Source organism: Mycolicibacterium brisbanense, from assembly GCF_001570425.1.
GTDB lineage: Bacteria > Actinomycetota > Actinomycetes > Mycobacteriales > Mycobacteriaceae > Mycobacterium > Mycobacterium brisbanense.
Window position 1 is genome coordinate 1 of the sequence record NZ_BCSX01000027.1, and the last position, 25079, is coordinate 25079.

Consider the following 25079-nt stretch of genomic DNA (forward strand, 5'->3'; position numbering starts at 1 on the left):
ACCAGCTTTGCTAGCCGATCACCAAACCGAACACAATCCTCGGAAAACGACACGACCACCGCAACCTCTCACATCGAGAGCATTGCGACGACCACGTGAACCCGCAGCGTGTCCGGGTACCTCCGCGTCTGCTCGCGCTAGTAGGTGATGGCCTCGATCAGGGGTGAGGGCTCATCCATCAAGGCCCAGAAGCGATCTCGGATCGCCACGGTCAGCGGGCCGGGCTCGCCGGTGCCGATGGGCTCGCCGTCGAGGGTGTTGATCGGTGTGACGCCGCCCGCGGTGGTGACGGCCATGAGTTCGTCGGCCTCGTAGAGCTCGTGGCTGGTCACGTCCCGCAGCGTGGCCTCGACGCCCATCTGCTCGGCGATCTCGAACACCGTCTTACGAGTGATGCCCGGCAAGGCATTTCGTGACGGGGAGGCCAGCTTGCCGTCCTTGACGATGACGACGTTGAAGCCCGGCCCCTCGGCCACGCAGTTGTCGGCGTCCATCAGGATGGCGGTGCGGGCGCCGCGGTCCTTGGCCTCGAAGCTGGCCGCGGTGAGATCACCCCACTGGTAGTTCTTGATGGTCGGGTCGACGGTGTTGCGCCCGGCCCGGCGCACATGCCGCGGCACGACGGCCGTGGTGCCGAAGATCTGCTCGGCAGGCGGGAAGGCCCACAGGTAGGGGATGGCGTAGATGTAGACCTGGTGGGTGAGCTTGGTCAAGTCCTTCTCGCCCTTGCGTTTTCCGTATCCGCGAGTGACCGTCAGGTTGACGAACGACTCCCGCAGCTGCGACAGCGACACACACTTCTTGGTGATCTCGGCGAGTTCGTCCTTGGAGTAACCGGGGTCCAGGCGCAGCTTGCGGGCACCGTCGAGCAGCCGGTCGAGATGGTCGCCGAGCCGGAAGATGTTGCCGTGCCAGACATGTGCGACGGTGTAGGTCAGGTCGGAATGGCCGAACCCGGTGTCGAAGATCGAGATCTTGGCGTCCTCGGCGGGGATGAACTCACCCTCGATCCACGCGGCGCCGCCCGCGAAGGGGCTCGACTCATCGAGTTCGTAGTCGCTGTACTGGATCACCGAGCCCGCCGGGGTGTCCTCACGGATCGCACCGGGTTCGACGGCGACCAGGTTGCTGGTGCCGGCATCGCTGAGTGTGGTCATGACAGGTCCTTTCGGGGATTGGCGGTAGATACGAAGCAGGCGCGGGGATCACACGGCGTGGGTCTTGACGTAGTCGGCACCGGCATCGCCGCGGCGCAGCCGCGCCTTGAGCCCGGTGGCCCACCAGGCGGCCGCGATGGCGGCGACGCCCAGGAAAACCCATTTGTTGTTGGTGAATTGGGGCAGGAAGAGCAGGGTGACGGCGACGGACAGGAAGACCACCAGGGCGGTGATGTAGAGCGGCAACCGGAACCGACCGAGATCGAATGTGCCGGGTTCGGCGGCGGGGATGGTGCCGCGCCGGTAGCCGACCAGCAGGCCGATGGTCTGCAGGATGTAGACGAAGAAGAACAGCAGTGACGCGATGCCGATGATGTAGTTGAACGCCTCTTCATTGACCAAGGCGGACAACAACAGCAGCGCAGACAGGCAGCCCAGCCCGATCACCGCGTAGGTCGGCGTCTTGCGGGTCGGCGAGACGTGGCGCCAGATGTGCGAGAACGGCAGCATGTTGTCGCGGGCCATCGAGTAGGTGAGCCGGGTGGCGACCAGGATGTTGGCCAGCAGGCAGGCCAGGATGTTCGTCAGAGCCACGGCGACAACGATTTTCGTGACGACCGGGCCGGCCTGCTGGTTGATGATCTCCTCGATCGGCGCGGCCTGGTTGGCCTCGACCGCACCGGCGTCGCGGATCGCCAGCACATACACGATGTACATCAGCAGTTCGATGACGATGGAGGTCACCAGCGCGTAGAACATCGTCCTTGGCACGACCTGGCGGGCATTGCGGGTCTCCTCGGCGACATCGGCACCGGACTCCACGCCGATCAACCCGAAGAACGGTCCGAGCGCAGCCGCTAGCCACGCCAGCACGTAGGAGTCCTTATCGCCGGACTCACCGCCGGTGAACAGCACCGAGATGGGCTGATGATGTTCGGGCGCCGAGAACGCGATGATCGCGACCAGCAGGGTGGCGCCGACCGTGATGACGAGTTCGAGGCTGACGCCGATGTTGTTCACCATGGTCGCGAAGCGGACACCGTAGATGTTGATCAGGACGCAGACGAAGACGACGCCGATGGCGAGCAGGATCTGGGCGCTCTGGCTCATGGTCCAGCCGAACAGTCCACCGAGATAGCCCGACAGGATGAAGCCGACACCGGTCATGCCGCAGACCCAGCCCATCAGCGCGACGAACCCGGTGAACCAGGCCAGGTCGGGTCCGTTGATCCGGCTGATCCACTGATACGAGTAGCCCGCCAGCGGCAGCTTCGCGGTCAGGTCGGCGGCGATCAACGCCCACAGGGCGAACACCGCGCCGGCCAGCAGCAGGGTCCACACGAACGGTCCGCCCGCCGTGAAGTAGCCGGCACCGAAGCCGGTGAACACCGCGGTGGTGGCGCTGATGGTGGCGAATCCGATGGCGAACGAAGCCAGCTTGCCGACCGACCGGTCCAGCTTCTGGGTGTAGCCCAACTCAGCCAGCTTGGCGTCCTCAGCGTCCAGCGGCAGGTCAGGGTTGGGTGAATGAGTGGATGAAGCCAGTGCGTCGGTCATGATCACTCCAGGTCAGGTAAGGCAAGTGAACGACTGATGTAAGGAAATCGCCACCGGTCGGCAACCGGAAGTTCCATCTTTTGATGGAGTGATAACCGTGCGTTATCAGTGCTGCGTGGCGGGTACGGCCACTTCTTCGCCCTCGCCGAAATTCCATTCCTGCTGCACATGCCGGATCAGTGCGTCGGCCTGCGGCGTGATCGCGGCGGGGTGCCACGCCAGCGCGACATGGCTGGCCGGCCGATCGACGATGGGCACGTAGACGATGCCGGGCCGATCGTAGAACCGCGCCACCGACGACGTGGTGAAGCTGATGCCCAACCCGCGCGCGATCGACGTCGTCTCCGCCTCGTACGTCGCCGCCACCGCCGCGATGGTCGGCGGACGGTTGCCCCGGGCGTCCATCGCCAGCCAATAGTCCCGCCAGGTACCCGCCGTGACCGGCGCGCACACGATGGGATCGTCGAGCAGCTCGGCGATTGCGACCTCGGTGCGGTCGGCCAGCCGATGATCGCGCGGCAGGCACGCCACCCAGGTCTCGGAGTCGAGGATCAGCATGCGGTGCTCCGGCAGATCCACCGGCGGCCGGATGAGCGCCACATCGGTGGTCCCCGACGCCAGCCCCGCGGTCGGGTCGGCGAAGTCGAATTCGATGGGTTCGACGCGGACGTCGGGATAGGCGGCCTCGAAGTGCCGGACGATCCGGAACAGCAGGTCGGCGCCGGTGCCGATGAGATACCCGACCCGCAACCGGCCCTGGCGGGTACCCGAGAGCGTCACGAGGTTGGCCACCACCGCGTCGACACCGGCCAGGGCCTGCTGCACCTGCGGAAGCCAGGCCGCGCCGAGATCGGTCAGCGCGACCTCGCGGGTGTTGCGGTTGAGCAGCACCACCCCGAACGCCTGCTCCAACTGTTTGATGGCCGTCGACAACGCGGGCTGGGTGATGAACAGCCGCTCAGCCGCGCGCCGGTAGTTGAGCTCTTCACCCAGCACCGCGAAGTACCGCAGTTGACGCAGGGTGACGTCGGTCATGCGGCAAGGCTATCCCGCCGAACCACCCTGCTCGGCCCTAGAAGTCGGGGACCGGGTCGCCGACGCGGTAGGCCTCGATGGCGTCGAGGTGCTCGACGAACTCGTCGTGCCCGAACTCGTGACTGTCGGTGTGGCCGACGAACACCACTCGCACCACCGCGCCGTCCTCGGCCGCGTCGAGCCACAGCGAGGTGACCGGCAGGCCGTCGTCGACCTGCGCGCCAGACGGTTCGTAGAACCACGCGGCGACCTCGTCACCGGAGGTTTCCTCGTCAAAAGTCCAGCCGCGCTCGGTGATTCGCTCATCGAATTCGGCCAGATCGGCAACGACGGCGTCCTGGATGGCCGACAGTTGTTCGACGACCTCCTGAGGCACCCAGCGCGAGTTCTGGGTGGCCTGCCGCTTCTTGCGACGGGCCTTCTTCGCATCGGAGCCGCGGGACACGCCTCAGCCCAGGGCCTGGTCGAGATCGGCGATCAGATCCTCGGTGCCTTCCAGCCCGACGGAGATGCGCACCACGCCGTCACCGAGCCCGATCGCCGCGCGCCCCTCGGGCCCCATGGCCCGGTGAGTCGTCGTGGCGGGGTGGGTGATGAGGGTCTTCGCATCGCCCAGGTTGTTGGAGATGTCGATGACGCGCAGCTTGTCGAGCACCTCGAAGGCCCGCTCCTTGCCGCCGTCGAGTTCGAAGGTGACGACCGTGCCGCCGCCCCGCATCTGCCGCTTGGCCAGGTCGTATTGCGGATGTGACTCCAGGAACGGGTATTTCACCCAGTTGACACCCGGCTTGCCCTCCAGGAACTCCGCGACCCGAAGCGCCGACCGGTTTGAGTAGTCCACCCGAACAGCAAGAGTCTCAAGGCCTTTGAGCAACGTCCAGGCGTTGAACGCACTGATCGCCGGGCCCGTGTGACGCATGAGCTTCTGCACCGGGCCGTCGATGTACTCCTTGTCGCCGAGGATGGCCCCACCGAGCACGCGGCCCTGGCCGTCGATGTGCTTGGTGCCCGAGTACACCACGACGTCGGCGCCCAGCGGCAGGCCCTGCTGCAGCAGCGGGGTGGCAAAGACGTTGTCCAGCACCACCTTTGCTCCGGCGGCATGGGCCAGTTCGCAGACCGCGGCGATATCGACGAGCGACTGCATCGGGTTGGACGGCGTCTCGAAGAACACCGCCTGCGTCGGCACCGACAACGCCTCCTCCCACTGGGAGAGATCGTCGCCGTCGACGAACACCGTCTCCACACCCCACCGGGGCAGGATCTCGTTGCACACCACGAAGCACGAGCCGAACAGGCTGCGGGCGGCCACCAGGCGGTCACCCGCGCCCAACAGCGCGCCGAGCGCCGTGAACACCGCGGCCATCCCGGTGGCGGTGGCGAAGCACGCCGGAGCGTCTTCGATCAGCCGCAGCCGCTCCTCGAACATCGAGATGGTCGGGTTGCCGTATCGCGAGTACACGAAGCGGTCGATCTCGCCGGTGAACGCCTTTTCGGCGGCCGCCGCGTTCTCGTAGACGTATCCGGATGTGAGGAACAGGCCCTCGGCCGTCTCTTCGAACTCCGACCGGAGCAGGCCGCCGCGCACCCCGATGGTGGCCTGGCTGACGCCGTCGGGCAGCGGTGCGGGGATCCGCACTGATGGGACAGAGGACACAGAGGGCACAGAAGGGTTGTCAGTCATGTCCTCAACTCTGCTTCCAGGGCAAACCGACGGCCTTCCAGCCGGTACCGCCGCGGTGGCGGTTCTCGTCGAGGTTGCCCTCGAAGCCGTCGAGCACGTTGTAGGAGGGGTGGTAGCCGGCAGCGGTCGCCGCCTCGGCGGCACCGATCGAGCGGTTGCCGGAGCGACACAGGAAGACCACGGGGCGGTCACCGGATTCGACCTTCCCCCGCAGATCCTCGACGAACGCATCGTTGTGGCTGCCGTCGGTGCGGTTCCACTCGATGTAGACCACGTCGCGGCCCAGCTGGCTCAGATCCGGAACGCCGACGAAGCGCCACTCGGCATCGGTCCGACAATCCACCAGCACGGCGCGCGGGTCCTCACTCAGCAGTTTCCAAGCCTCCTGCGGCGTGATGTCACCTGCATAGCTCACGGCCGTGAGTCTTTCACACCACCGCAGACGCGCCATGCGCCGTCCTCGCGCACGAAGGCCGTCTCGGCGTTGAGCTTGGTGTCGGGCGTCTTGTCGAAGTGATACACCACGGTCGCGGTGGCCCGGTCACCGTCGATGCGCACGCCCGTCACGTCGTCGACGAACCGGGCGCCTTGCTTGCTCACCGAATCACGTTGCCGGGCAAGGAAATCAGCTTCGGTGCCACGTTGGTCACGACAGGTGTAGTCACCGAACGCGCTCCAGTTCTCGCGCTGCATGGCGTCGTTCTGCCCGACCGCGGCGCGCCCCACCCGCTGCTCCTCGGACAGGCCGTCGCCGCTGGACAGCAGATTGGACACCACAATGGCGATCACGACGAGCACAATGATGGCCAACGCCCCGAGAAACGGCGCCATGGTGGGCCGGTCGACCGGCTCGTCGGCCGTCACGAGAAGAGCTTGCGCAGGGCAGTGCCCACCCGTCGGGCCCGGTCGCGCGCGACGATGACATCCGGCGCGGTCGCCAGAGCCACCCCGAGCCGCTGCTTGCCGTCGGACTCGTCGCCGCGGCCGAACAGCCGCACGTCGCTTTCCGAGGTGGCCAACGCGTCGGCGAGCACCGCGGTGACGTTGCTCGGGTCGGCGGGCTCGGCCGTGCCGTAGCTGACCTCGGCGGCGGCCGGCGAGATCATGATGGTGTCGACCGCCAAACCGAGGATCGCCCTGGCGTGCAACTCGTACTGGGACAGCCGCTGCGAACGCACGGTGACCAGGCCGCTGTCCCCCGGGCCGACCCGGACATCGGCGAAGTACACGTCGTCACCCTGCACCAGCAGCTCGACGGCGAAGACGCCGCGCCCGCCCAGCGAGTTGACGATGCGCGCGGCGATGGACTTCGCGCCGTCCATCGCGGCAGGCGCGAGCTGCTGCGGCTGCCACACCTCCAAGACGTCGGCGTCGTCGGCGCGGTGGCCGATGGGTTCACAGAAATGCACGCCCGGTCCGGTGGGGCCGGTGGTGCGGATGACGAGCAGGGTGACCGCGTGTTCGACCTCGACCACCGACTCGGCGAGCACCCGCATGATCCCACCCGCAGAGGTCGCACGCTCCCACGCCGGCTCGATGTCATCGGGCCGCAGCAACACCGACTGGCCGTCGTCCAGTGAACCCGCGACCGGCTTGACCAGCAGCGGGTATCCGGCATGTTCGGCGACAGCCGTCAGCTCGTCGACCGACCCGGCAAACCAGAACGGCACGGTCGGCAACCCGAGCTCGTCGGAAGCCAGCCGGCGCAGACCCTCCCGGTCCTGGCTGAGCCGGATGCTGCGCGGCGTCGGCAGCACCTCGGTGTCGCCTTGTTCGGCCACCGCGATCAAGGCGTCCGCCGCGACCGACCCGGACTCGGTCACCACGTAGTGCGGACGCTCACGTTCGACCAGCGCGGCGAGTTCTTCCGGGTCGTCTCCTCGGTCCACCGCGATGACGGCAACGCCCAGCCGCTCGCACGCCAGCGCCAGCTCACGGCTGGATTCACCGGCGCCCAGCATGAGCGCGGTGGTCTGCCGTGGCGTGGGCGGCGCGGGTTCCTCCGGCTCAGGTTCCGCCGGGGTGCCCTCGGGCTCGGCTTGTGCCGTCGGCTCTACCTCCGCCGGGGTCTCGGGCTCCACCGCTTCCGACGCAGAAGGTTCCTGCGCCGCTTCGGCTTCTTCGGTCTTCTCGCCGGCCTCTTCGAGGGCTGCGTCAGTCGAGTCACTCATCGCGCCACCAAGACTGCCAGATCGTCATCCGACACGATGGTCGATGTAGCACCAACGCCAGCTCTCGCCCGGTTCCGCCGACCGCATGACGGCATGGCCCGTCTGCTTGAAGTGCGCGGTGGCGTGCTGGTGCGGGCTGGAGTCACAGCAGCCGACGTGCCCGCACGTCATGCACATCCGCAGGTGGGCCCAGTTGTTCTCGCCGTCCTGCGCGCATTCCTGACACCGCCCGGGGGTAATCGGTTCAGGCTCGTCCACGGCGGCGGCGAGGTGCTCACAGGTCTTGGGCACCGCGATCGGTTCGCGCCGGCGTGATCTCCTCAACATGTTGATCAAGGATAGGACCGGACGCGAAGGAGGATCGACGACGTGGGTGTCCCACTCTTGGCAGCTCTGGTGGTCTCGGTGCTGCTGGCCGCGGTTGCCCGCCGCTGCGACGTTTCGGCGCCGTTGGCGCTCGTGGTGGCCGGGCTGGCCGCAAGTGCGATCCCCGTTCTCCACGACGTCCACCTCGACCCCCAGCTGGTGTTGTACGTCATCCTGCCGCCGCTGCTGTGGTCCGCCGGGCTGGAGAGCAGCTACGTGGCGATGCGCAAGAACATCCGGACCATCGGGCTGCTGGCGGTCGGCCTACCGCTCGCCACGACGCTGGTCGTCGGGATCGTCGCATTCCACACCGTGCCCGAACTGACCATCCCCGCCGCACTGACCCTCGGCGCGATCGTGGCGCCGCCCGACGCGGTGTCGGCGACCGCCATCGGCCGCAGGCTCGGGTTGCCGCGCCGCATCATGACGCTGCTCGGCGGGGAGAGCCTGCTCAACGACGCGACCGCCCTGACCGCGTACAAGGTGGCGCTCGCCGCATCGATCGGCGCGGCAGCCACCTGGCAGCGCGGCCTCGGCACGTTCGCCCTGGCCGCGGTCGGCGGCATCGTGGTGGGCGTCGCCCTGGGCATGGTCGTGCACTACATCCGCACTCGGCTCGACGATCCGCTCGTGGAAAGCGCGATCGGGCTCGTGGCGCCGTTCACGATCTATCTGGTCGCCGAAGAGGTGCACGGTTCCGGCGTGATCGCGGTTGTGGTGGCGGCACTACTGCTCGGACAGCGCGAAACCGAGGCAAGCTACGCGACCCGCCTGCAGGACAGCGCGGTGTGGAAGGCGCTGCAGCTGGTGCTGGAGTCCTTCGCGTTCTTCCTGATCGGGCTGCAGTTGCCCAAGGTGATCGGCGAGTTGACGGGCATCTCGGCGGCCACCCTGGCGATCTCCTCGGCGGCCGTGCTCACCGCGGTGATCGTGGTGCGGATCATCTGGGTGTACTGCTTCGCGTATCTGCCCCGGCTGTTCTCGGCGAAGGTGCGGGCCCGCGAGCCTGCCCCGCCGCCCGGCCAGGTGTTCATCCTGGCGTGGGCGGGCATGCGCGGCGTGGTCTCGCTGGCCGCGGCCTTCGGCGTGCCCGCCACGACGCTGTCCGGCGCGCCGTTCCCGGGCCGGCCGCAGCTGGTGTTCCTGACCTTCGTCGTGGTGGTGGGAACCCTGCTGCTGCACGGGCTGACCCTGCCGTGGTTCATCAAGATGCTCGGGGTGCAGGGCAACGAGGCGCATGCCGACGCCATCGCCACCGCGGCGGCCCAGGACCGGGCGGCCAGGGCCGCGGCCGACCGGCTCGACGAGCTGCTGGCCGAACAGCCTGCGGGCACCGATGTGCCGGAACGGGCGGCTGAGATCCTGCGGGCGTGGAACACCCGGCGCCGCAACGCCGCCTGGGAACGGCTCGGCCGCGACGATGCCGACATCGGGGAGAGCCCCACCTCGGCTTTCCGCCGGTTGCGGCTGGAAATGCTTGCCGCCGAACGTAAGACGTTCATCGCCGAGCGCGATGCCGGTCATATCGACGACGAGGTGCTCCGTACCGTGCTGCGCGGCCTTGACCTGGAAGAAGCGACGCTGAACCGTGATTAGGAGACTGTCCTGGCTTGCGGTGCTGGTCGTGTTGGTCTCCGGCGCGCTGCTGGGCCTGCTCAGCGGGGACCAGTCGGGGTCGGCGTCACCGGTCGCCGTTCCCGAGAACGCCGAATCCGCGCGGGCCGACGCGCTGCGGGCCCAATTCCCGGGCGGCCGAGAGGTTCCTGCCATCCTTGTGGTGACCCGCACCGACGGAGCCGAGCTCGGCGCCGAGGACATCGATGCGACTGCGTTGGCGCGCCGGCGTATGACGGATGCCCCGGGTCCACCGGTCCTTGTCTCCGACGACGGCAAAGCGGCAGTGGCGACGGTCCCGTTGGACGCGGGCCTGTCGGGCTTTGCGCTCAACGACGCTGTGCGCGAGCTGCGGGACAAGGCCGGGGCAGGCCTGCCGCCGGGGCTGCACGCACAAATCACCGGCGGACCGGCATTCGGCGCCGACATCGCGAATTCCTTTGCCGGAGCGAACATCACGCTGCTGGCCGTGACCGCGACGGTGGTGGCCCTGCTGCTGATCGTCACCTACCGCTCGCCCGTGCTGTGGTTGGTGCCGCTGCTGGTGATCGCGTTCGCCGACCGAGTCGGTGGCGTGCTCGGCACCGCCGTCGCGTCCGGCCTCGGCCTGCACCCCGACGGGTCGACCGGCGGGATCACCAGCGTGCTGGTGTTCGGTGCAGGCACCAACTATGCGCTGCTGCTGATTTCGCGGTACCGCGAAGAGCTCAACACGCACACCGACCACCGCGAGGCACTGCGGGTGTCGGTCCGGGCCGCGAGCCCGGCGATCATGGCCAGCAACGCCACTGTGGTGCTGGCGCTGCTCACCCTGCTGCTCGCGTCGGCGCCGAGCAACCGCAGCCTCGGCGTTCAGGCCGCCGCGGGCCTGGTGGTCGCCGCCATCTTCGTGCTCGTGGTGCTGCCGCCGCTGCTGGCGCTGTGCGGCACCCGGCTGTTCTGGCCGTTCATCCCGAAGCCCGGCGCCACGGCCGTCACCGACAGCGGTATCTGGCACCGGATCGCCGACGCGGTGGCCAAGCGGCCCGGCCGGGTCGTGGTGGTGGCCACCGCGGGGCTGGCGCTGCTGTGCGTCGGGCTGCTGAGCACACCGATCGGGTTGTCCCAGACCGAGCAGTTCCGGGTCCGGGCCGAATCGGTCACCGGGTACGAGACGCTGGCCGCCCACTTCCCCAGCGGCCTCACCGATCCGACCCGGGTCATCGCCGCGACCGCCAAGGCCGACGCCGTCCAGCGGGCCATCACCGAAACCCCGGGCGTCGTCAGCGCCACCCCGGCCGGAGAGTCGCCTGCCGGGCTGAGCCAGTGGTCGGTGATCCTGCGGGCCGCCCCCGCATCGGAAGATTCCTTCAAAACCGTTGATGCACTGCGCAACTCGGTGCACGCGGTGGACGACACCGCGGTGGTGGGCGGTTCGGACGCACAAGCCGGGGACGCCGCCGCTGCCGCGCAACGCGACCGGCTCGTGGTGATTCCGGCGATCCTGGCCGTAGTGCTCGCCGTGCTGTACCTGCTGCTGCGGTCGGCGCTCGCGCCGCTGGTGCTCGTCGCCGTCACGGTGCTCAGCGCATTGGCCGCGCTGGGGCTCGGCGGCTGGGCCAGCGTGCACGTCTTCGGCTTCCCGGCGCTGGACAACAGCACCCCGCTGTTCGCGTTCCTCTTCCTCGTGGCACTCGGCGTCGACTACACGATCTTCCTGGTGACCCGGGCGCGGGAGGAGACGCCGCAGTACGGCACCCGGCAGGGCATCGTGCGCGCGGTGTCGGCCACCGGCGCCGTCATCACCAGCGCAGGCATCGTGCTGGCGGCGGTGTTCTGCGTGCTCGGTGTCCTGCCGCTGATCGTCTTGACGCAGCTGGGCATCATCGTCGGCCTCGGAATCCTGCTGGACACGTTCGTCGTCCGCACGGTGATCGTCCCGGCGCTGTTCACGCTGATCGGCCCGCGGATCTGGTGGCCTGGGCTGCGCACGTGAGGGCGGCGTACCGTCGAATTCATGACTGCGCCCGAGGTCCTGCCGCCACTGCACATGCGGCGCAACGCCTTCGACCCGACACCCTATCTGCGGGAGGTCCGGGAGACCGACGGCGTGCGCACCGTCGTCAACGCTCTGGGCATGTCGGTGCACCTGGTCACTCGTCACGACGACGTCAAGATGGTGCTGGCCGATCACGAGCGGTTCTCCAACAGCAGACCGCCGGGCTTCGCGTTGCCGGGTGCTCCGGAGATGACCGCCGACGAGCAGGCCAGCGCCCGGGCGGGCAACCTGCTGGGGCTCGACCCGCCCGAGCATCAACGACTGCGCCGCATGCTCACCGCGGAGTTCACCATCCGGCGGATGAACCGGCTGGAGCCACGGGTCGTCGAGATCGTCGAGGCGCAACTGGACGCCATGGCGGCCGCGGGGCCGCCTGCCGATCTGGTGGCCGAGTTCGCCCTGCCCATACCGTCATTGGTGATCTGCGAGCTGCTCGGTGTCCCCTACGCGGACCGCGACGATTTCCAGCGCCGCTCCACCCGACAGCTCGACCTGTCCGCACCGATCCCCGAACGCCTCGCATTGCAGCGCGAGGGCCGCGAGTACATGCGCCGCCTGGTCGAGAACGCGCGCCGCGATCCGGGCGAGGACATTCTCGGCATGCTGGTGCGCCAACACGGCGACGAGCTCAGCGATGACGAGCTGATCGGGATCGCCGGGTTGCTGCTGCTCGCCGGGCACGAGACGACGTCGAACATGTTGGGGCTGGGCGTACTTGCGCTGCTGCGTCACCCCGACCAGCTCGCCGCGGTGCGCGACGATCCGGCGGCCGTCGGCCCGGCGGTCGAGGAGCTGCTGCGCTGGCTGTCGATCGTGCAGAACGCGATCCCGCGCATCACCACCACCGATGTCGAGATCGCCGGAGTCCAGATACCGGCAGGCGAGCTGGTGTTCGCGTCGTTGCCGTCGAGCAATCGGGATCCCGAGTTCATCGACTCCCCAGATACTCTCGACATCCGCCGCGGCGCGCCCGGACACCTGGCCTTCGGCCACGGCGTGCACCACTGCCTCGGCGCTCCACTGGCCCGCATGGAGATGCGGATCGCGTTTCCCGCCCTGCTGCGGCGCTTTCCCGGCCTGGCCCTCGCCGAACCGTTCGACGAGGTGCAGTACCGGTCGTTCCACTTCATCTACGGCCTGCGATCGCTCGCGGTAACGTGGTGAGCGCCATGAGGATTGAAGCGGACCGGGACGCCTGTATCGCATCGGGCAACTGTGTGATGGTCGCCGGGGCGGTATTCGACCAAGACGACGACGGTGTGGTTCAGCCCCTCGTGGAGGAGGTTCCCGACGCCGAACTCGACCATGCCCGCGAAGCCGTCAAACTGTGCCCCGCCGGCGCGCTACGCCTCGTGGACTGACTCCCCCGGCAGCTCGATCACACCGGCCCGGATGAGCACCAGCACACTCACCACCAGCACCCACGCCGGGAATGCCAGCGTCAACCACATGGACACGTCGCCGGCCACCAGAAGCCCCACGGCCAGCACGTAGCTGGTGATCACCAGCCAGTGCGGCATGAGGCCCGTCTTGAGCCAGATGGTGGCCAGCGAGATCATGAAGACCGCGGCCATCCGCAGTGCGTAGGTCTTCGAGATGGTCAGGAGGACGAACTGGCCGAAGGTCGCCACGCTCGGATCCATCGCGCCCCCACTGTGTTCCAGGCCGGCACCCACACCGGCGGCCACGAAGAGCATGGCCAGGAACAGCGTGCCGCTGCCGACGAAGACCGTCGAGAAGAACTTGTCCTCGTAGCGGCCGAGACCGTCGCGCATCACACCCATGAACCACAGGAAGCTGATGCCTGCGAACGGCATGATCGTCGCTGCCACTTGAAGATTGGTGCTGCCGGTGACCAGCCACTGTGACCCCGGCTCGGCGCCTTCCGGCAGCGCGATGCGGATCAGGACCAGCGCCGTGCCACACAGCAGGGCGAACAGGACGCCGGCGAGTGCTGCCGCGCGGGGCGTGGAGAGTCGGCGCAGATGCTGTTGAGCCACCGCGTCATGTTCGCACGGCTCAGGGCTGCCCGGGCAACAATCTGACCATGAGCCCGTGCGCCTCGGCGAGCAGATTCCCGTCCGGGTCACGCAATTCGGCGTTGACGAACGCTTTGCGCCCCTCGGCTTCCCGGACCCAGCCGCGGGCGGTCAGGAGCGTGTCGATGGGCGTCACCTTGCGGTAGTCCACATGCAGGAATGCGGTGCGGCTGATGGGCCGACCGGCGGCGTGGATGACCATGCCGAACACCGAGTCGAACAACAGCGGCAGCACCCCGCCGTGCACGGCGTAGTTGCCGCCCACGTAGTAACGGCTGAAATCCACCTGCACTTCGACACCGTCGGGATCGAACTTGGCGACGGTCCAAGGCGGCATCAGCAGGCTGCCCGCGCCGGGCAGTGACGGCACGCGGTTGGCCGGGCCGACTCCCTCGGGCGCCTCGTACGGGGCGAGCAGTTTGACGAGTTCCTCGATGCGGTCGGCGGCCGCGTCCCAGACGTCGGCGTCGGGGTTCGCCGATACCGCAAGGTCCTGGGCACGGCGCATCGCTGTCACGAACCGGCCGAAACCCGGCCCGGGGTCGGCGGCCTCGAAAACCGGGAAACCACCGTGCTGTTCGAATACGGACTCGCGTTGCCCGTCCGTCACGTCACAGCCAGGATGTCGCGCCGCACGATGGTCTGGTCCCGACCCGGGCCCACACCGATGCACGAAATGTGCGCGCCGGCAAGCTCTTCGAGGCGAAGCACGTAGTCCTGCGCCTTGGCGGGCAGGTCGCTGAACTCGCGGGCGCCGGAGATGTCCTCCCACCAACCGGGCAGTTCCTCGTAGATCGGTTCGGCACGGTGGATGTCGGACTGTGTCATCGGCATCTCGTCGGTGCGCTTGCCGTCGACCATGTACCCGACGCAGACCGGCACGGTCTCCAGGCTCGACAGCACATCGAGCTTGGTCAGGAAGTAGTCGGTGATGCCGTTGACCCGGGTGGCGTACCGCGCGATCACCGCGTCGAACCAGCCGCAGCGGCGCGGCCGCCCCGTGGTGACACCGACCTCGCCGCCGGTCTTGGCCAGGTAGGCCCCGTGCTCGTCGAACAGTTCGGTCGGGAACGGCCCCGAACCGACACGGGTTGTGTATGCCTTGAGAATGCCCAGCACCGTGGTGATGCGGGTGGGGCCGATGCCCGATCCGACCGATGCGCCGCCGGCCGTCGGGTTCGACGAGGTGACAAACGGGTAGGTGCCGTGGTCGACGTCGAGCAGGGTGCCCTGTGACCCTTCGAGCAGCACGGTCTCGCCATTTTCCAGGGCCTTGTTGAGCAGCAACCGGGAATCGGCGATCCGATGCTTGAATCCCTCGGCCTGGGTGAGCAGGTTCGCAACCACCTCGGCCGGGTCCAGCGCCTTGCGGTTGTAGATCTTGACCAGCACCTGGTTCTTGAATTCCAGTGCGGCCCCGATCTTTTCGCTGAGCAACTGCTCGTCGAGCACGTCGGAGACGCGGATGCCGATGCGGGCGATCTTGTCCTGGTAGCACGGCCCGATGCCGCGGCCGGTGGTGCCGATCTTCTTGGTGCCGGCGTACCGCTCGACCACCTTGTCCATGGCGACGTGGTACGGCATCAGCAGATGCGCATCGGCGGAGATCAGCAGTCCCGAGGTGTCCACGCCTCGCTCTTCGAGGCCGCTGAGCTCGGTCAGCAGCACACCGGGGTCGACGACCACACCGTTGCCGATGACGTTGGTGACACCGGGCGTGAGAATGCCCGAGGGGATCAGGTGCAGGGCGAAGTTCTCCCCGGTGGGCAACACGACCGTGTGTCCGGCGTTGTTGCCGCCCTGGTAGCGAACGACCCATTGCACCCGGCCACCGAGTAGATCGGTGGCTTTACCTTTGCCCTCGTCGCCCCACTGGGCACCGATGAGCACGATTGCCGGCATGGCGTAATCTCCCGCCTATCTCCGCGTCTTGAACTGGCGCAGCCGGTAGGTCACCTTATCCCAGCGCACGCGAGGAGCACACATTTTGCCCAACCAGACGCCCGACGCGCCTGGTGTCGCGGTCTTCGGCAGCGCCGTGCCGAGGCCGCTGCGCGGCCTGCCGACCGTCGAGCTCGACGGTGTCGCCACCCAGCGCCGGGTCGTCGTCGCAGGTGGGGCAGCCGAATTGGCCGCCGTGCTGACCGCGTTGCTGCGGGCCGACCGGCTCGACGTCGAGGTTGCCCATGCCACCGGCTACCTCTCCGCGCGTCGTGCGCTCGGCGCCCCGGCCCGCCGCGTGCCGCTGATCCGCGACGAGACCGGGGCGGTCATCGTGTCGGCTGCCCAGTGGCGCGGCGTCGACGGTGGGCCACTGCACGGCGAGGCGGTGGTCGACGATCATCTGCTGTTCGACGGCGATGTCCCGGGTGTGCGGGTGGAACCCACGCTCTCGATGCCGGGCCTGCGTGCCGCCGTGCTCAGCGAACGCGGGCGACCCCGCGCGTGGATAACCGGGCGGGCCGCCCAGCTCGGCACCACAGGCGCCCGGGTCGAGCGCGACGGCGTGGCCGTCCCACGCAAGGTGCGCCGGTCGACGTTCTACCGGCACACCGAGGGCTGGCTGCGGGTCGGCTGAGCAGCGCAGCAACCGGTAGCGTCGAATCGTGAACATCCGTCCGCTGCATCAATCGGTGCGCCCGAGCCCGGTCTTCCTGGCTGTCGTCGCCATCACCGCCGCGGGCGGCGTGGCCGCGTGGCTGGCCGGCGACACCGTGCGGCCGCTGTCCTACGCGGGTGTGTTCGTGCTGGTGGTGGCGGGTTGGCTGGTGTCGCTGTGCCTGCATGAATTCGGGCACGCCTTCACGGCGTGGCGGTTCGGCGACCACGACGTGGCGGTGCGCGGTTACCTGACCCTCAACCCGCTGAAGTATTCGCACCCCATGCTGTCGCTGGGTTTGCCGGTGCTGTTCATCGCGCTCGGCGGCATCGGGTTCCCCGGCGGGGCGGTATACGTGCGGACGTCGTGGATGACGGCCCGCCAGCGGACCATCGTGAGCCTCGCCGGCCCGGCGGCCAACCTGGTGCTCGCGGTGCTGCTGCTCGTGGCCACGAGGGTGTTCTACGACCCGGCGCACGGCGTGTTCTGGTCCGGCGTGGCCTTCCTGGGCTTTTTGCAGGTCACCGCGCTCGTGCTGAATATCCTGCCGATTCCGGGGCTGGACGGCTACAACGCGCTGGAACCCCACCTGAGCCCCGAGACGCAGCGCGCCCTCGAGCCGGCCAAGCAGTGGAGTTTCTTCATCCTGCTGATCCTGCTCATCACGCCGACCCTCAACCGGTGGTTCTTCGGCCTGGTCTACTGGGCCTGCGAGCTGTCCGGCGTGCCCAGGTTCCTGATGCAGATCGGCGGGCAGCTGACGCGGTTCTGGTCAGCGTGGATGTAGCCGGTCCCTAGAGGTCGGCGAGCACCGCTCGCAGCGCGTCGGCCAGCCCTCGGCGTCCCGGCACGTAGAACGGACCCACGCCGTCGGCCAGCAGTATCCGCAGCCGGGCCACCCCGTGCGCGCGCACCGGCCGCGGGCCTTCCAGCCGCTGCCGGATCTCCTCGATCTGGTCGACGGCCGACATCACCGCGCCCCTGTGCGTCGGGATCCGCGCCGTGTAGAACACCGGGTCGGCTTCTGCTCGCTGCACCGCCAGATCCAGGGTTTGTGCGAGTTCGTGGCGGTACCGGTCGGAGGTCAGCCGCTGGACGTGCATGGCCAAGGGGCTCCCCGGCTCGATGATCGCGCCGTCGACAAGCTGCTGGTCGTAGTGCCAGGCAAACACCCACGCGGCCAGCCGGGCCAGCGGGGATCCATCGAAGGCGTTGTCGTAAGTCATCTCGAACGGGACAACGGGTGGGCTCGCTGCGCAATTCCGAAAACGCGGCGAAGGTGACACGCTCGCCGGACCGTGGCGAACGTGACACTTGCGACATATGCGAGTATGCGCATATATTGCGTCCATGGGTGCAGGCCACGATCACAGCCATTCGACGGACACGCGCGTCAGCCGGATGGTCATGGCTGCCGCCATCCTGTCGATCTTCTTCGTCGTCGAACTGGTCACCGCGCTGACCATCAACTCCATCGCGCTGCTCGCCGATGCCGGACACATGCTGACCGACCTGGTCGCGATGTTCATGGGCCTGACCGCGGTGCTGCTGGCCCGCAAGGGCAGCTCATCGCCGGCCCGCACGTACGGCTGGCACCGCGCCGAGGTGTTCACCGCCGTCGCCAACGCCGTACTGCTGCTCGGCGTCGCGGGATTCATCCTCTACGAGGCGTTCGAGCGGCTCGGCGACGCACCCGAGATTCCCGGTGTGCCGATGATCGTCGTGGCACTGGTCGGACTGCTGGCCAACGCGGCCGTGGTGCTGATGCTGCGCTCGCACTCCGAAACCAGCCTTGCGGTCAAGGGTGCGTACATGGAAGTGGTCGCCGACACCGTCGGCAGCATCGGGGTGCTGATCGCCGGCATCGTCACGGTCACCACCGGATGGCCCTACGCCGACGTGGTGGTCGCGGTGCTGGTGGCGCTGTGGGTGCTGCCCCGCGCCATCTCCCTGGCCCGTGCCGCCTTGCGCATCCTGAGCGAGTCCTCGCCGCGCCACATCGATGTCGACGAGCTGCGCAGCGCGCTCGGCGGGGTGGCCGGCGTCACCGGCGTGCACGATCTGCACGTGTGGACGCTGGTGCCCGGCAAGGACATGGTCACCGCACACCTGACCAGCACCGCCGACGCGGCAACCGTGCTCGACGGCGCCCGCGCGGTGCTCACCGCCCGCGGCCTGGAGCACGCCACGGTGCAGGTGGAGGCGCCAGGCGCGAGCGGGGACTGCCCGTGCGAATCGACGTGGTGACCACCCAGACGCGACGGCCGGTCAGTCAGCCCAGGCCGAGCTCGGCGCGGGCCGACGGATCGCAGTCGTCGAGCAGGTCCAGGCAGCGCTGGAACTCGTCGGTCTCGCCGATGTCGTCGGCGGCGCGGGCCAGCGCCGCGACGCACCGCAGGAATCCCTGATTGGGCTCGTGGCTGAACGGCACCGGGCCGAAGCCCTTCCACCCGTTGCGGCGCAGCTGGTCCAACCCGCGGTGGTAGCCCGTGCGCGCATAGGCGTACGCGGTCACGGCCTTGTCGTCGGCGAGCGCCTCCTCGGCCAGCACGGCCCACGCGATCGACGCCGAGGGATGCGCCGCGGCCACCACGGCGGGCTTCTCCCCCGCGGCGAGTTCGTCCTCGGCATCGGGGTCGCCCGGGAGCAACACTGGATCCGGTCCTAGCAGATCACCCATCCGCGTCATGGGCCTATTGTGCACCGGCCTATAAGCTCCACCGGTAGCGACGTACGGGAGGACCGCAACAGGGATGTCGAATCCATCGGAGCCGGACGACGCCGGTAGGCCGGGGCGAGCAGACGACCAGACCGAGCAGATGAGGGTGGACGCCGAGTCCGAGGCCACCACCGAGATCATCGGCTCCGCGACCGCCATGACAGAAGCGGCGCAGCAGCACGACGAGCGACGCTTCACCGCACCGTCGGGCTTCGACGGTTCGACGCAGAAGATCGACACCCCGCCGGACCCGGAAACCGAGGTGTTCGCCCCACCGACGGCGAAAGCGGCGGCCCCCCAGATGATTCCGCCGCGCGACGGCGCGCCCCCACCGCCCGCGCCCGAGGCGCCGTCCCGGCGCAGCTGGGGTTGGGTGATCGCGGTCCTGCTGGTGATCGCCGCGCTGGTGGCCATCGCGATCCTGGGCACCGTGCTGCTCACCCGAAACTCCACGGCAGCGTCGTCGCAGGAAGACAAGGTGCGGGCCACCATCGAGAACTTCGACACCGCAGTCCAGAGCGGCGATCTGGCCGCCTTGCGGTCCATCACCTGCGGCAGCACGCGTGAGAACTACGTCAACTACGACCAGCAGGCCTGGGATGAAACCCATGCCCGCGTGGCCGCGGCCAAGCAGTATCCCGTGGTGTCCAGCGTCGACCAGGTGGTGGTCCACGACGACCACGCCGAGGCCAACGTCACCACCTTCATGGCGTACGCGCCCCAGACGCGGTCGACTCGCAGCTTCGACCTGCAGTTCCGCGACGATCAGTGGAAGATCTGCCAGGCCCCCACGGGCTAGCCTGCCGTCACACTCCGGCCGGCGCTGTGCAGGTCGTTGCAGGCCTCGGTCACGCGCTCGGTCATGGAGGCCTCGGCCTTCTTGAGGTAGCTGCGCGGGTCGTAGGTCTTCTTGTTGCCGACCTCGCCGTCGACCTTGAGCACACCGTCGTAGTTGGTGAACATGTGCGCGGCGATCGGGCGGGTGAAGGCGTACTGCGTATCGGTGTCGACGTTCATCTTGACCACGCCGTACTTCAGCGAATCCTCGATCTCCGACTTGAGCGAACCTGAGCCGCCGTGGAACACGAAGTCGAAAGGCTTTGCGTCGCCGGACAATCCGAGCTTCTGCGCGGCTACCCGCTGCCCCTCGGCCAGCACCTCGGGCTTGAGCACCACATTGCCGGGCTTGTACACGCCGTGCACGTTGCCGAACGTCGCCGCCAGCAGGTACCGGCCCTTCTCACCGGCACCCAGGGCGTCGATGGTCTTCTCGAAGTCTTCCGGGCTGGTGTAGAGCTTCTCGTTGATCTCGGCTTCGACGCCGTCCTCCTCGCCGCCGACCACGCCGATCTCCACCTCGAGGATGATCTTCGCGGTCGCCGCGAGCTTGAGCAGGTCCTGGGCGATGGACAGGTTCTCGTCGATCGGCACGGCCGAGCCGTCCCACATGTGCGACTGGAACAGCGGATTGCGCCCGGCGGCCACCCGCTCGGCCGAGATGGCCAGCAGCGGCCGGACATAGGTGTCCAGCTTGTCCTTCGGGCAGTGGTCGGTGTGCAGCGCGACCGTGATCGGGTACTTGTCGGCGATCACGTGGGCGAATTCGGCCAGCGCCACCGCGCCGGTGACCATGTCCTTGACCCCGAGGCCCGAGCCGAACTCCGCGCCGCCGGTGGAGAACTGGATGATGCCGTCACTACCCGCGTCGGCGAAACCCTTGATTGCCGCGTTGATGCTCTCCGACCCGACGCAGTTGATCGCAGGGAACGCGAACGAGTGCTCCTTGGCCCGGCCGAGCATCTCGGCGTAGACCTCGGGAGTGGCGATGGGCATGACAGTGTCCTTTCCTGTCCCAGGCTGATGGTTGCGGCGCAGGTTCTCGCAGGTGCGGGGCGGTGACAGGGCGCAGGTACCCTTGGGACTCGTGATCGCCACCGCCATCCCAGAGGTTACGACCAATCTGGCGCTGATGCCGAATTTCATGGATCCGCTCAACCTCATCGGATACTTCGGCGCGTGGGCGCTGGTGGGCATCCTGGTCGTGGTGTTCGTCGAGTCCGGAGTCCTGTTCCCGATCCTGCCCGGCGACTCGCTGTTGTTCGTGGCGGGCATGCTCGCGGCGGGGACCGCGGCGCGGGGAATCGACGCCCAGGCGAACTTCCAGCTGTGGCAGCTGCTGGTGTTCATCCCGTTGGCTGCGATCCTCGGCGGGCAGGTCGGCTATTTCATCGGGCGCACCATCGGCACGTCGATGTTCAAGCCCGACGCGAAGGTGCTCAAGCAGCGCTACCTCGACGAGGCGCACGCGTTCTTCGAGCAGCGCGGACCGTTCGCCATCGTGATCGCGCGCTTCGTGCCGATCGTGCGGACCCTGGCCCCGCTGACCGCAGGCGCCGCGAAGATGCGCTATTCGGTGTTCACGACCTTCAACGTCCTGGGTGCGGTGGTGTGGGGTGTCGGTCTGATCCTGCTGGGGTACTGGCTGGGCCAGTTCACGATCATCCAGAAGCTGCTGGAACCCATTTTCATCGTCATCGTGCTGGCCTCGGTCGCTCCGATGTTCTTCGAATGGCTCAAGCGCCGCCGCGCGGCGAAGGACGCCACCGAGACCTCCTAGCTGAGCACGTCGAACAGTTCCTGCAGCCCGACGAGGCTGTGCGCGGAGAGCACGTGATCGCAGTACGGCAGCGCCGCGGCCATCGCCCCGGCGAGTGGGGCGAATCCGGGGGCGGCCGCGCGAGGGTTGAGCCAGATCACCAGATGTGCGCGACGCCGTAGCCGGCTCATGGCGTGGCGCAGCGTGTCCGGCTCGTCGGCGTCCCAGCCGTCCGAAGCGATCACCACGACAGCACCGCGCAGGGCGTTACCGTGCGGCAGCGTGAGCAGGGCTGCGATCGATCGGCCCACGCGAGTGCCGCCGTAGCGGTCCATCACCTTGTCGTTGGCTCGGGCCAGCGCGGTCTCGGCCGAGCGGTGCGACAGGGCCGCGGTGAGCCTCGTCAGCGTGGTCGCGAACGCGAACACTTCGGGATGCAGCCCGGCGGAGCGCAGTGCCGTCGCCCGCATCAGGTGCAGATAGACGGTGGCGTACGGCTGCATCGAACCGCTGACGTCGCAGACCAGGACCACCCGGCGCGGCCGCGCCCGCCTACGGGTGCGAGCCACCCGAACCGGCTCCCACCCGGTCGTGCGAGATGCCTTGATGGTCGCGCGCAGATCGACGTGCTGACCTGCCGGATGGCGTTGACGACGCAGTGTGCGCCGCTGCGGCCAGTGGGTTTGCGCGCTCTGCAGCCACGCTCCGATGCGACGCAGCTCGTCGGCGTCGAATTGTTCGAACGGCGTGTCGGCGTGCGCAACGAGCCGGCTCGGCATCAGCTGAGGCAGCGCACTACCCTCGGGCGCGGGCGCCGCCCCGGTGAACGCGGCCGGCCGTGTGGTCCAGGGCAGCCCGACACCGTCCTCGGCCGCGTTCGGGTCGGCCGTGGATCGCCCGGAGAGAGTCAGCGACGGGTCCAGGGGGCGTTTCAGGCTCACCGGATCGAGGCCGAGCACGGCGTCGCCGAACACCACATCGAATACCGCATCGAAAGCCGCAAGGTCGTCGACCCGGCTCACCAGGGTCAGCCGCGCCGCCCAGTACAGCTGGGACCGGTCTGTGGGAGCCAGGATGTGCATCGCCTGCACCAGGCCGGCGGATCCGACGGCCGACACTGCTACTCCGGCGCCACGCAACCGGTCGACCAGCGCAACCGCGAACGCCGCGAGGTCGACCCCACGCAGGAGGCGCGGAGTCGTCATCGGCGGGCGCGGGCCATCCGTACACGCCCGATCGTGAACACCACGACAGCCACCAGGAACGCCACCGCGATCCGGGGACCGTACTGCTTCAGGGCGCTGCCACCGGCCAGGTCGAGCAGGTCGATGGGCTGCAGGTCCGCTGCCGGCGGCGCGGAAGCGACGGGCGCAGTGGCCGCCGCAGGTTGGTCGGCGGCCAGCTTGGCCTCAAGCGACTCGACGAACTGGCCCAACAGCTTCTCGGAAACCTGCTGCAACATACCGCTGCCGAACTGCGCGAGCTTCCCCACGACCTTGAGATCGGTGTCGACGGTGACCCGGGTCGTCTGGCCCGCGTCGTGCAATCGGGCGGTCACCGTGGCGGCAGCGTTGCCGGTGCCGCGGGCTTCCTTGCCCTTGGCGTCGATGACGGCGCGATGCTCGTCTCGGTTCTGCTCGACGAAGCGCACCTTGCCACTGAACTCACTGGTCACCGGACCCACCTTGACCTTGACCTTGCCCAGTACGTCCTCGCCGTCCTGCCCGGTCAGCTGTGCGCCCGGCATCAGCGGGACCACCTGGTCGAGATCGGTGAGCAGATCCCACGCGTCCTCTATCGGCACACTGACCGTGAACTCGTTGGCGATTTTCATAGTGCGCTCCCTCTCAATTCCAGCATGGCGTCGTGCAGGATTCGGCTGTCGTCAGGGGTTTTGGCCAGGGCGCCGAGCGTGCCCAGCGCCGCGGGGTCGACCAGGTCCCCGACCCCCAGTACCACCAGCGCGGCCACCCAGTCGATGGTTTCGGCGATGCCCGGCGGCTTGTCGAGGTCGAGACCGCGTGCCGCGCCGACGAATTGGGCCGCGCGTTCGATGAGCGCATCGGTCGCGCCGGGTACGGTGCGCCGCACGATCGCGACGGCCGTGAGCCGGTCGGGATATTCGATCCAGTGATAGAGGCAGCGCCGACGCAGGGCGTCATGCAGGTCGCGGCTGCGATTGGAGGTCAGCACCACGATCGGCGGCTGCTCGGCGACGAACGTTCCGAGCTCGGGCACGGTGACCGCGGCCTCGCCGAGGAATTCCAGCAGCAGAGCCTCGAATTCGTCATCGGCACGGTCGATCTCGTCGACGAGCAAAACCGGCGGGCTCGGCCCGCGGTGCCGGACACTCTGCAGGATGGGCCGGTCGACGAGATACGCCTCGGTGTAGAGGTCGGATTCGCCGACCGTCTGCCCGCCGTGAGCCTCCGCCAACCGGATCGACAAGAGCTGGCGCTGATAGTTCCAGTCGTAGAGGGCTTCACCGGCCGTCAACCCCTCGTAGCACTGCAGCCGTATCAACGGGGTATCGAGCACTGCGGCAAGGGTTTTGGCGGCAGTCGTCTTACCGACACCGGGTTCGCCTTCCAACAGCAGCGGCCGGCCCATGGTCACCGCCAGGTAGATCGCCGTCGCGGTACCCTTGCCGAGCAGGTAGTCGTGGCCGTCGAAGCGTCGCACCACATCGGCGACGCTGCCGAATGGTTCAGTGGCCATGGGCATCGCAGTGGTGTTCGACGGACGGCCCGGCGTGGGTATCGTACGAACGTTTCGCGAGGCCACCGACCCGGATGCCCTGGATCACCTCGGCCACGATGGACACCGCGATCTCGGCCGGAGTCTTCGCGCCGATGGACAGTCCGACCGGGGTGTGGACGCGCGCACGTTCGGCCTGTGCCAGCTGCATGGTGTCCAGGATCGAGGTGCCCCGTACCCGGCTGGCCACCAGACCGACATAGCGCACCCCGGCATCCAGTGCGGCCCTGACGATCTCGGCTTCGGGGCCGCCGAGGCTCGCGATGACAACCGCGGTGGTGTCGCCGAAGTCGGCGTCGTCGACGCCGGCCGGGCGGCGCACGTCGTACCCGAGCACCGCACACAGGTCGGCCACCCGATCGGCTACCGGTGTGGCACCGACGATCTGCACGAGGGGTGCGGGCACCTCGGGCGCCAGGAAGATCTCCAACGCGCCTCCGGACAGGCACGGGTTGACCACGACGCACGCGCCCGGCGCCTCGGGGAAATGCACGTCACCGTCCGGCAGCACCCGCAGCAGCACGCTCTGGCCGACCTGCAGGGCCCCCAATGCGGCCTTGCGTACCGAGTTTTGGGCACACTGACCGCCGACGAACCCCTCGATGGTGCCGTCGGCCAGCAGGATCGCCTCGTCACCGGCGTGGGCCGACGCGGGTGGTTGTGCGCGCACCACCGTGGCGTGCACAAACGGGGTTCGGGCCTGTCGCAGTTGCGCGACCCGCTCGGTCAGCGTCATCCGGTCTCCCT

27 protein-coding genes and 1 pseudogene are annotated in these 25079 nt (G+C 68.3%); 9 read left to right on the plus strand and 19 right to left on the minus strand.

The features are described from left to right. Window positions 1-137 precede the first annotated feature (137 nt). The 9 genes and pseudogenes from RMCB_RS16055 to RMCB_RS16095 all read right to left on the minus strand — a co-directional run bounded on the left by RMCB_RS16055 (window position 138) and on the right by RMCB_RS16095 (window position 7931). Window positions 138-1157 carry an aminotransferase class IV gene (locus RMCB_RS16055; protein WP_062829570.1) on the minus strand — a complete coding sequence of 340 codons (1020 nt, stop codon included), beginning with the start codon at window positions 1155-1157 and terminating at the stop codon, window positions 138-140. A gap of 165 nt (window positions 1158-1322) precedes the next feature. Continuing rightward, window positions 1323-2714: pseudogene (locus RMCB_RS16060) on the minus strand (APC family permease); the annotation flags it as partial. 105 nt (window positions 2715-2819) lie between these two features. Continuing rightward, entirely contained in the window at window positions 2820-3749 is a 930-nt protein-coding gene (locus RMCB_RS16065) for a LysR family transcriptional regulator (protein ID WP_062829571.1), read from the minus strand. 37 nt (window positions 3750-3786) lie between these two features. Beyond that, on the minus strand, window positions 3787-4194 hold the full coding sequence (locus RMCB_RS16070; RefSeq protein WP_062829572.1) for a hypothetical protein: 408 nt from the start codon (window positions 4192-4194) through the stop codon (window positions 3787-3789). A gap of 3 nt (window positions 4195-4197) precedes the next feature. Continuing rightward, a complete protein-coding gene (locus tag RMCB_RS16075; protein WP_062829573.1) occupies window positions 4198-5433 on the minus strand; it encodes an O-succinylhomoserine sulfhydrylase in 1236 nt (411 codons plus the stop codon). 4 nt (window positions 5434-5437) lie between these two features. Next, the gene (locus RMCB_RS16080) at window positions 5438-5848 is read right to left on the minus strand and encodes a rhodanese-like domain-containing protein (protein ID WP_029370436.1); all 411 of its coding nucleotides are present in this window, start codon (window positions 5846-5848) and stop codon (window positions 5438-5440) included. Continuing rightward, the gene (locus tag RMCB_RS16085) at window positions 5845-6264 is read right to left on the minus strand and encodes an Rv0361 family membrane protein (RefSeq protein WP_051243900.1); all 420 of its coding nucleotides are present in this window, start codon (window positions 6262-6264) and stop codon (window positions 5845-5847) included. The genes RMCB_RS16080 and RMCB_RS16085 overlap by 4 nt, the downstream gene beginning before the upstream one ends. A 29-nt stretch (window positions 6265-6293) precedes the next feature. Then, a complete protein-coding gene (gene purT, locus RMCB_RS16090) occupies window positions 6294-7604 on the minus strand; it encodes a formate-dependent phosphoribosylglycinamide formyltransferase (protein ID WP_084388504.1) in 1311 nt (436 codons plus the stop codon). A gap of 24 nt (window positions 7605-7628) precedes the next feature. Then, on the minus strand, window positions 7629-7931 hold the full coding sequence (locus RMCB_RS16095; protein WP_029370433.1) for a UBP-type zinc finger domain-containing protein: 303 nt from the start codon (window positions 7929-7931) through the stop codon (window positions 7629-7631). Window positions 7932-7973: 42 nt separating this feature from the next. Here RMCB_RS16095 and RMCB_RS16100 point away from each other — a divergent pair, with 42 nt between their 5' ends. From RMCB_RS16100 to RMCB_RS16115, 4 genes are read left to right on the plus strand one after another with little or no spacing between them, the layout of a single operon-like run. Beyond that, window positions 7974-9566: a Na+/H+ antiporter gene (locus RMCB_RS16100; RefSeq protein WP_062829574.1), complete on the plus strand. Its 1593-nt coding sequence runs from the start codon at window positions 7974-7976 to the stop codon at window positions 9564-9566. Beyond that, window positions 9559-11559, plus strand: coding sequence for an MMPL family transporter (locus RMCB_RS16105; RefSeq protein WP_062829575.1), 2001 nt, complete (start codon window positions 9559-9561; stop codon window positions 11557-11559). Before RMCB_RS16100 ends, RMCB_RS16105 begins: the two co-directional genes overlap by 8 nt. A gap of 21 nt (window positions 11560-11580) precedes the next feature. Continuing rightward, window positions 11581-12786 carry a cytochrome P450 gene (locus RMCB_RS16110; protein WP_062829576.1) on the plus strand — a complete coding sequence of 402 codons (1206 nt, stop codon included), beginning with the start codon at window positions 11581-11583 and terminating at the stop codon, window positions 12784-12786. A 5-nt stretch (window positions 12787-12791) separates the two neighbouring features. Then, window positions 12792-12983: a ferredoxin gene (locus RMCB_RS16115; RefSeq protein ID WP_062829633.1), complete on the plus strand. Its 192-nt coding sequence runs from the start codon at window positions 12792-12794 to the stop codon at window positions 12981-12983. Here the strand turns inward: RMCB_RS16115 and RMCB_RS16120 are convergent. The 3 genes from RMCB_RS16120 to RMCB_RS16130 are packed head-to-tail and all read right to left on the minus strand — an operon-like array spanning window position 12966 to window position 15563. Beyond that, window positions 12966-13622 (minus strand): hypothetical protein, encoded by a 657-nt coding sequence (locus RMCB_RS16120; RefSeq protein WP_062829577.1) that lies wholly within the window; start codon window positions 13620-13622, stop codon window positions 12966-12968. The genes RMCB_RS16115 and RMCB_RS16120 overlap by 18 nt on opposite strands. 19 nt (window positions 13623-13641) lie before the next feature. Next, window positions 13642-14271 carry a PaaI family thioesterase gene (locus RMCB_RS16125; RefSeq protein ID WP_062829578.1) on the minus strand — a complete coding sequence of 210 codons (630 nt, stop codon included), beginning with the start codon at window positions 14269-14271 and terminating at the stop codon, window positions 13642-13644. After that, window positions 14268-15563: an adenylosuccinate synthase gene (locus RMCB_RS16130; RefSeq protein ID WP_062829579.1), complete on the minus strand. Its 1296-nt coding sequence runs from the start codon at window positions 15561-15563 to the stop codon at window positions 14268-14270. Before RMCB_RS16130 ends, RMCB_RS16125 begins: the two co-directional genes overlap by 4 nt. 85 nt (window positions 15564-15648) lie before the next feature. On the opposite strand from RMCB_RS16130, the gene RMCB_RS16135 reads away from it, so the two are divergent. Together RMCB_RS16135 and RMCB_RS16140 are read left to right on the plus strand one after the other, a co-directional pair. Continuing rightward, a complete protein-coding gene (locus tag RMCB_RS16135) occupies window positions 15649-16239 on the plus strand; it encodes a hypothetical protein (protein WP_062829580.1) in 591 nt (196 codons plus the stop codon). 28 nt (window positions 16240-16267) lie between these two features. Continuing rightward, window positions 16268-17047: a site-2 protease family protein gene (locus RMCB_RS16140; RefSeq protein WP_029370424.1), complete on the plus strand. Its 780-nt coding sequence runs from the start codon at window positions 16268-16270 to the stop codon at window positions 17045-17047. Between the two features lie 7 nt (window positions 17048-17054). Here RMCB_RS16140 and RMCB_RS16145 read toward each other — a convergent pair whose 3' ends face one another. After that, window positions 17055-17486, minus strand: coding sequence for a hypothetical protein (locus tag RMCB_RS16145; RefSeq protein ID WP_062829581.1), 432 nt, complete (start codon window positions 17484-17486; stop codon window positions 17055-17057). A gap of 124 nt (window positions 17487-17610) precedes the next feature. On the opposite strand from RMCB_RS16145, the gene RMCB_RS16150 reads away from it, so the two are divergent. Next, window positions 17611-18507, plus strand: coding sequence for a cation diffusion facilitator family transporter (locus tag RMCB_RS16150; RefSeq protein WP_029370422.1), 897 nt, complete (start codon window positions 17611-17613; stop codon window positions 18505-18507). A gap of 25 nt (window positions 18508-18532) precedes the next feature. On the opposite strand, the gene RMCB_RS16155 is transcribed toward RMCB_RS16150, so the two are convergent. After that, a complete protein-coding gene (locus RMCB_RS16155; RefSeq protein ID WP_029370421.1) occupies window positions 18533-18949 on the minus strand; it encodes a DUF3151 domain-containing protein in 417 nt (138 codons plus the stop codon). Between the two features lie 64 nt (window positions 18950-19013). Between RMCB_RS16155 and RMCB_RS16160 the strand changes: the two genes are divergently transcribed. Next, a complete protein-coding gene (locus RMCB_RS16160; protein WP_062829582.1) occupies window positions 19014-19778 on the plus strand; it encodes an Rv0361 family membrane protein in 765 nt (254 codons plus the stop codon). Here RMCB_RS16160 and fbaA read toward each other — a convergent pair. Next, window positions 19775-20812, minus strand: a complete 1038-nt coding sequence (fbaA, locus tag RMCB_RS16165) for a class II fructose-bisphosphate aldolase (protein ID WP_029370419.1) — start codon at window positions 20810-20812, stop codon at window positions 19775-19777. The two genes, RMCB_RS16160 and fbaA, sit on opposite strands and share 4 nt — an antisense overlap. 136 nt (window positions 20813-20948) lie before the next feature. Here fbaA and RMCB_RS16170 point away from each other — a divergent pair, with 136 nt between their 5' ends. Then, the gene (locus RMCB_RS16170; protein ID WP_062829634.1) at window positions 20949-21596 is read left to right on the plus strand and encodes a DedA family protein; all 648 of its coding nucleotides are present in this window, start codon (window positions 20949-20951) and stop codon (window positions 21594-21596) included. On the opposite strand, the gene RMCB_RS16175 is transcribed toward RMCB_RS16170, so the two are convergent. The 4 genes from RMCB_RS16175 to RMCB_RS16190 are packed head-to-tail and all read right to left on the minus strand — an operon-like array spanning window position 21593 to window position 25068. After that, window positions 21593-22780 (minus strand): vWA domain-containing protein, encoded by a 1188-nt coding sequence (locus tag RMCB_RS16175; protein WP_062829583.1) that lies wholly within the window; start codon window positions 22778-22780, stop codon window positions 21593-21595. The genes RMCB_RS16170 and RMCB_RS16175 overlap by 4 nt on opposite strands. Next, complete coding sequence (locus tag RMCB_RS16180) at window positions 22777-23409, minus strand: SRPBCC family protein (protein WP_062829584.1); 633 nt, start codon at window positions 23407-23409, stop codon at window positions 22777-22779. The genes RMCB_RS16175 and RMCB_RS16180 overlap by 4 nt, the downstream gene beginning before the upstream one ends. Further along, complete coding sequence (locus RMCB_RS16185; protein ID WP_062829585.1) at window positions 23406-24293, minus strand: AAA family ATPase; 888 nt, start codon at window positions 24291-24293, stop codon at window positions 23406-23408. Before RMCB_RS16185 ends, RMCB_RS16180 begins: the two co-directional genes overlap by 4 nt. Next, the gene (locus RMCB_RS16190; protein WP_062829586.1) at window positions 24283-25068 is read right to left on the minus strand and encodes an XdhC family protein; all 786 of its coding nucleotides are present in this window, start codon (window positions 25066-25068) and stop codon (window positions 24283-24285) included. The genes RMCB_RS16185 and RMCB_RS16190 overlap by 11 nt, the downstream gene beginning before the upstream one ends. Window positions 25069-25079: the final 11 nt, after the last annotated feature.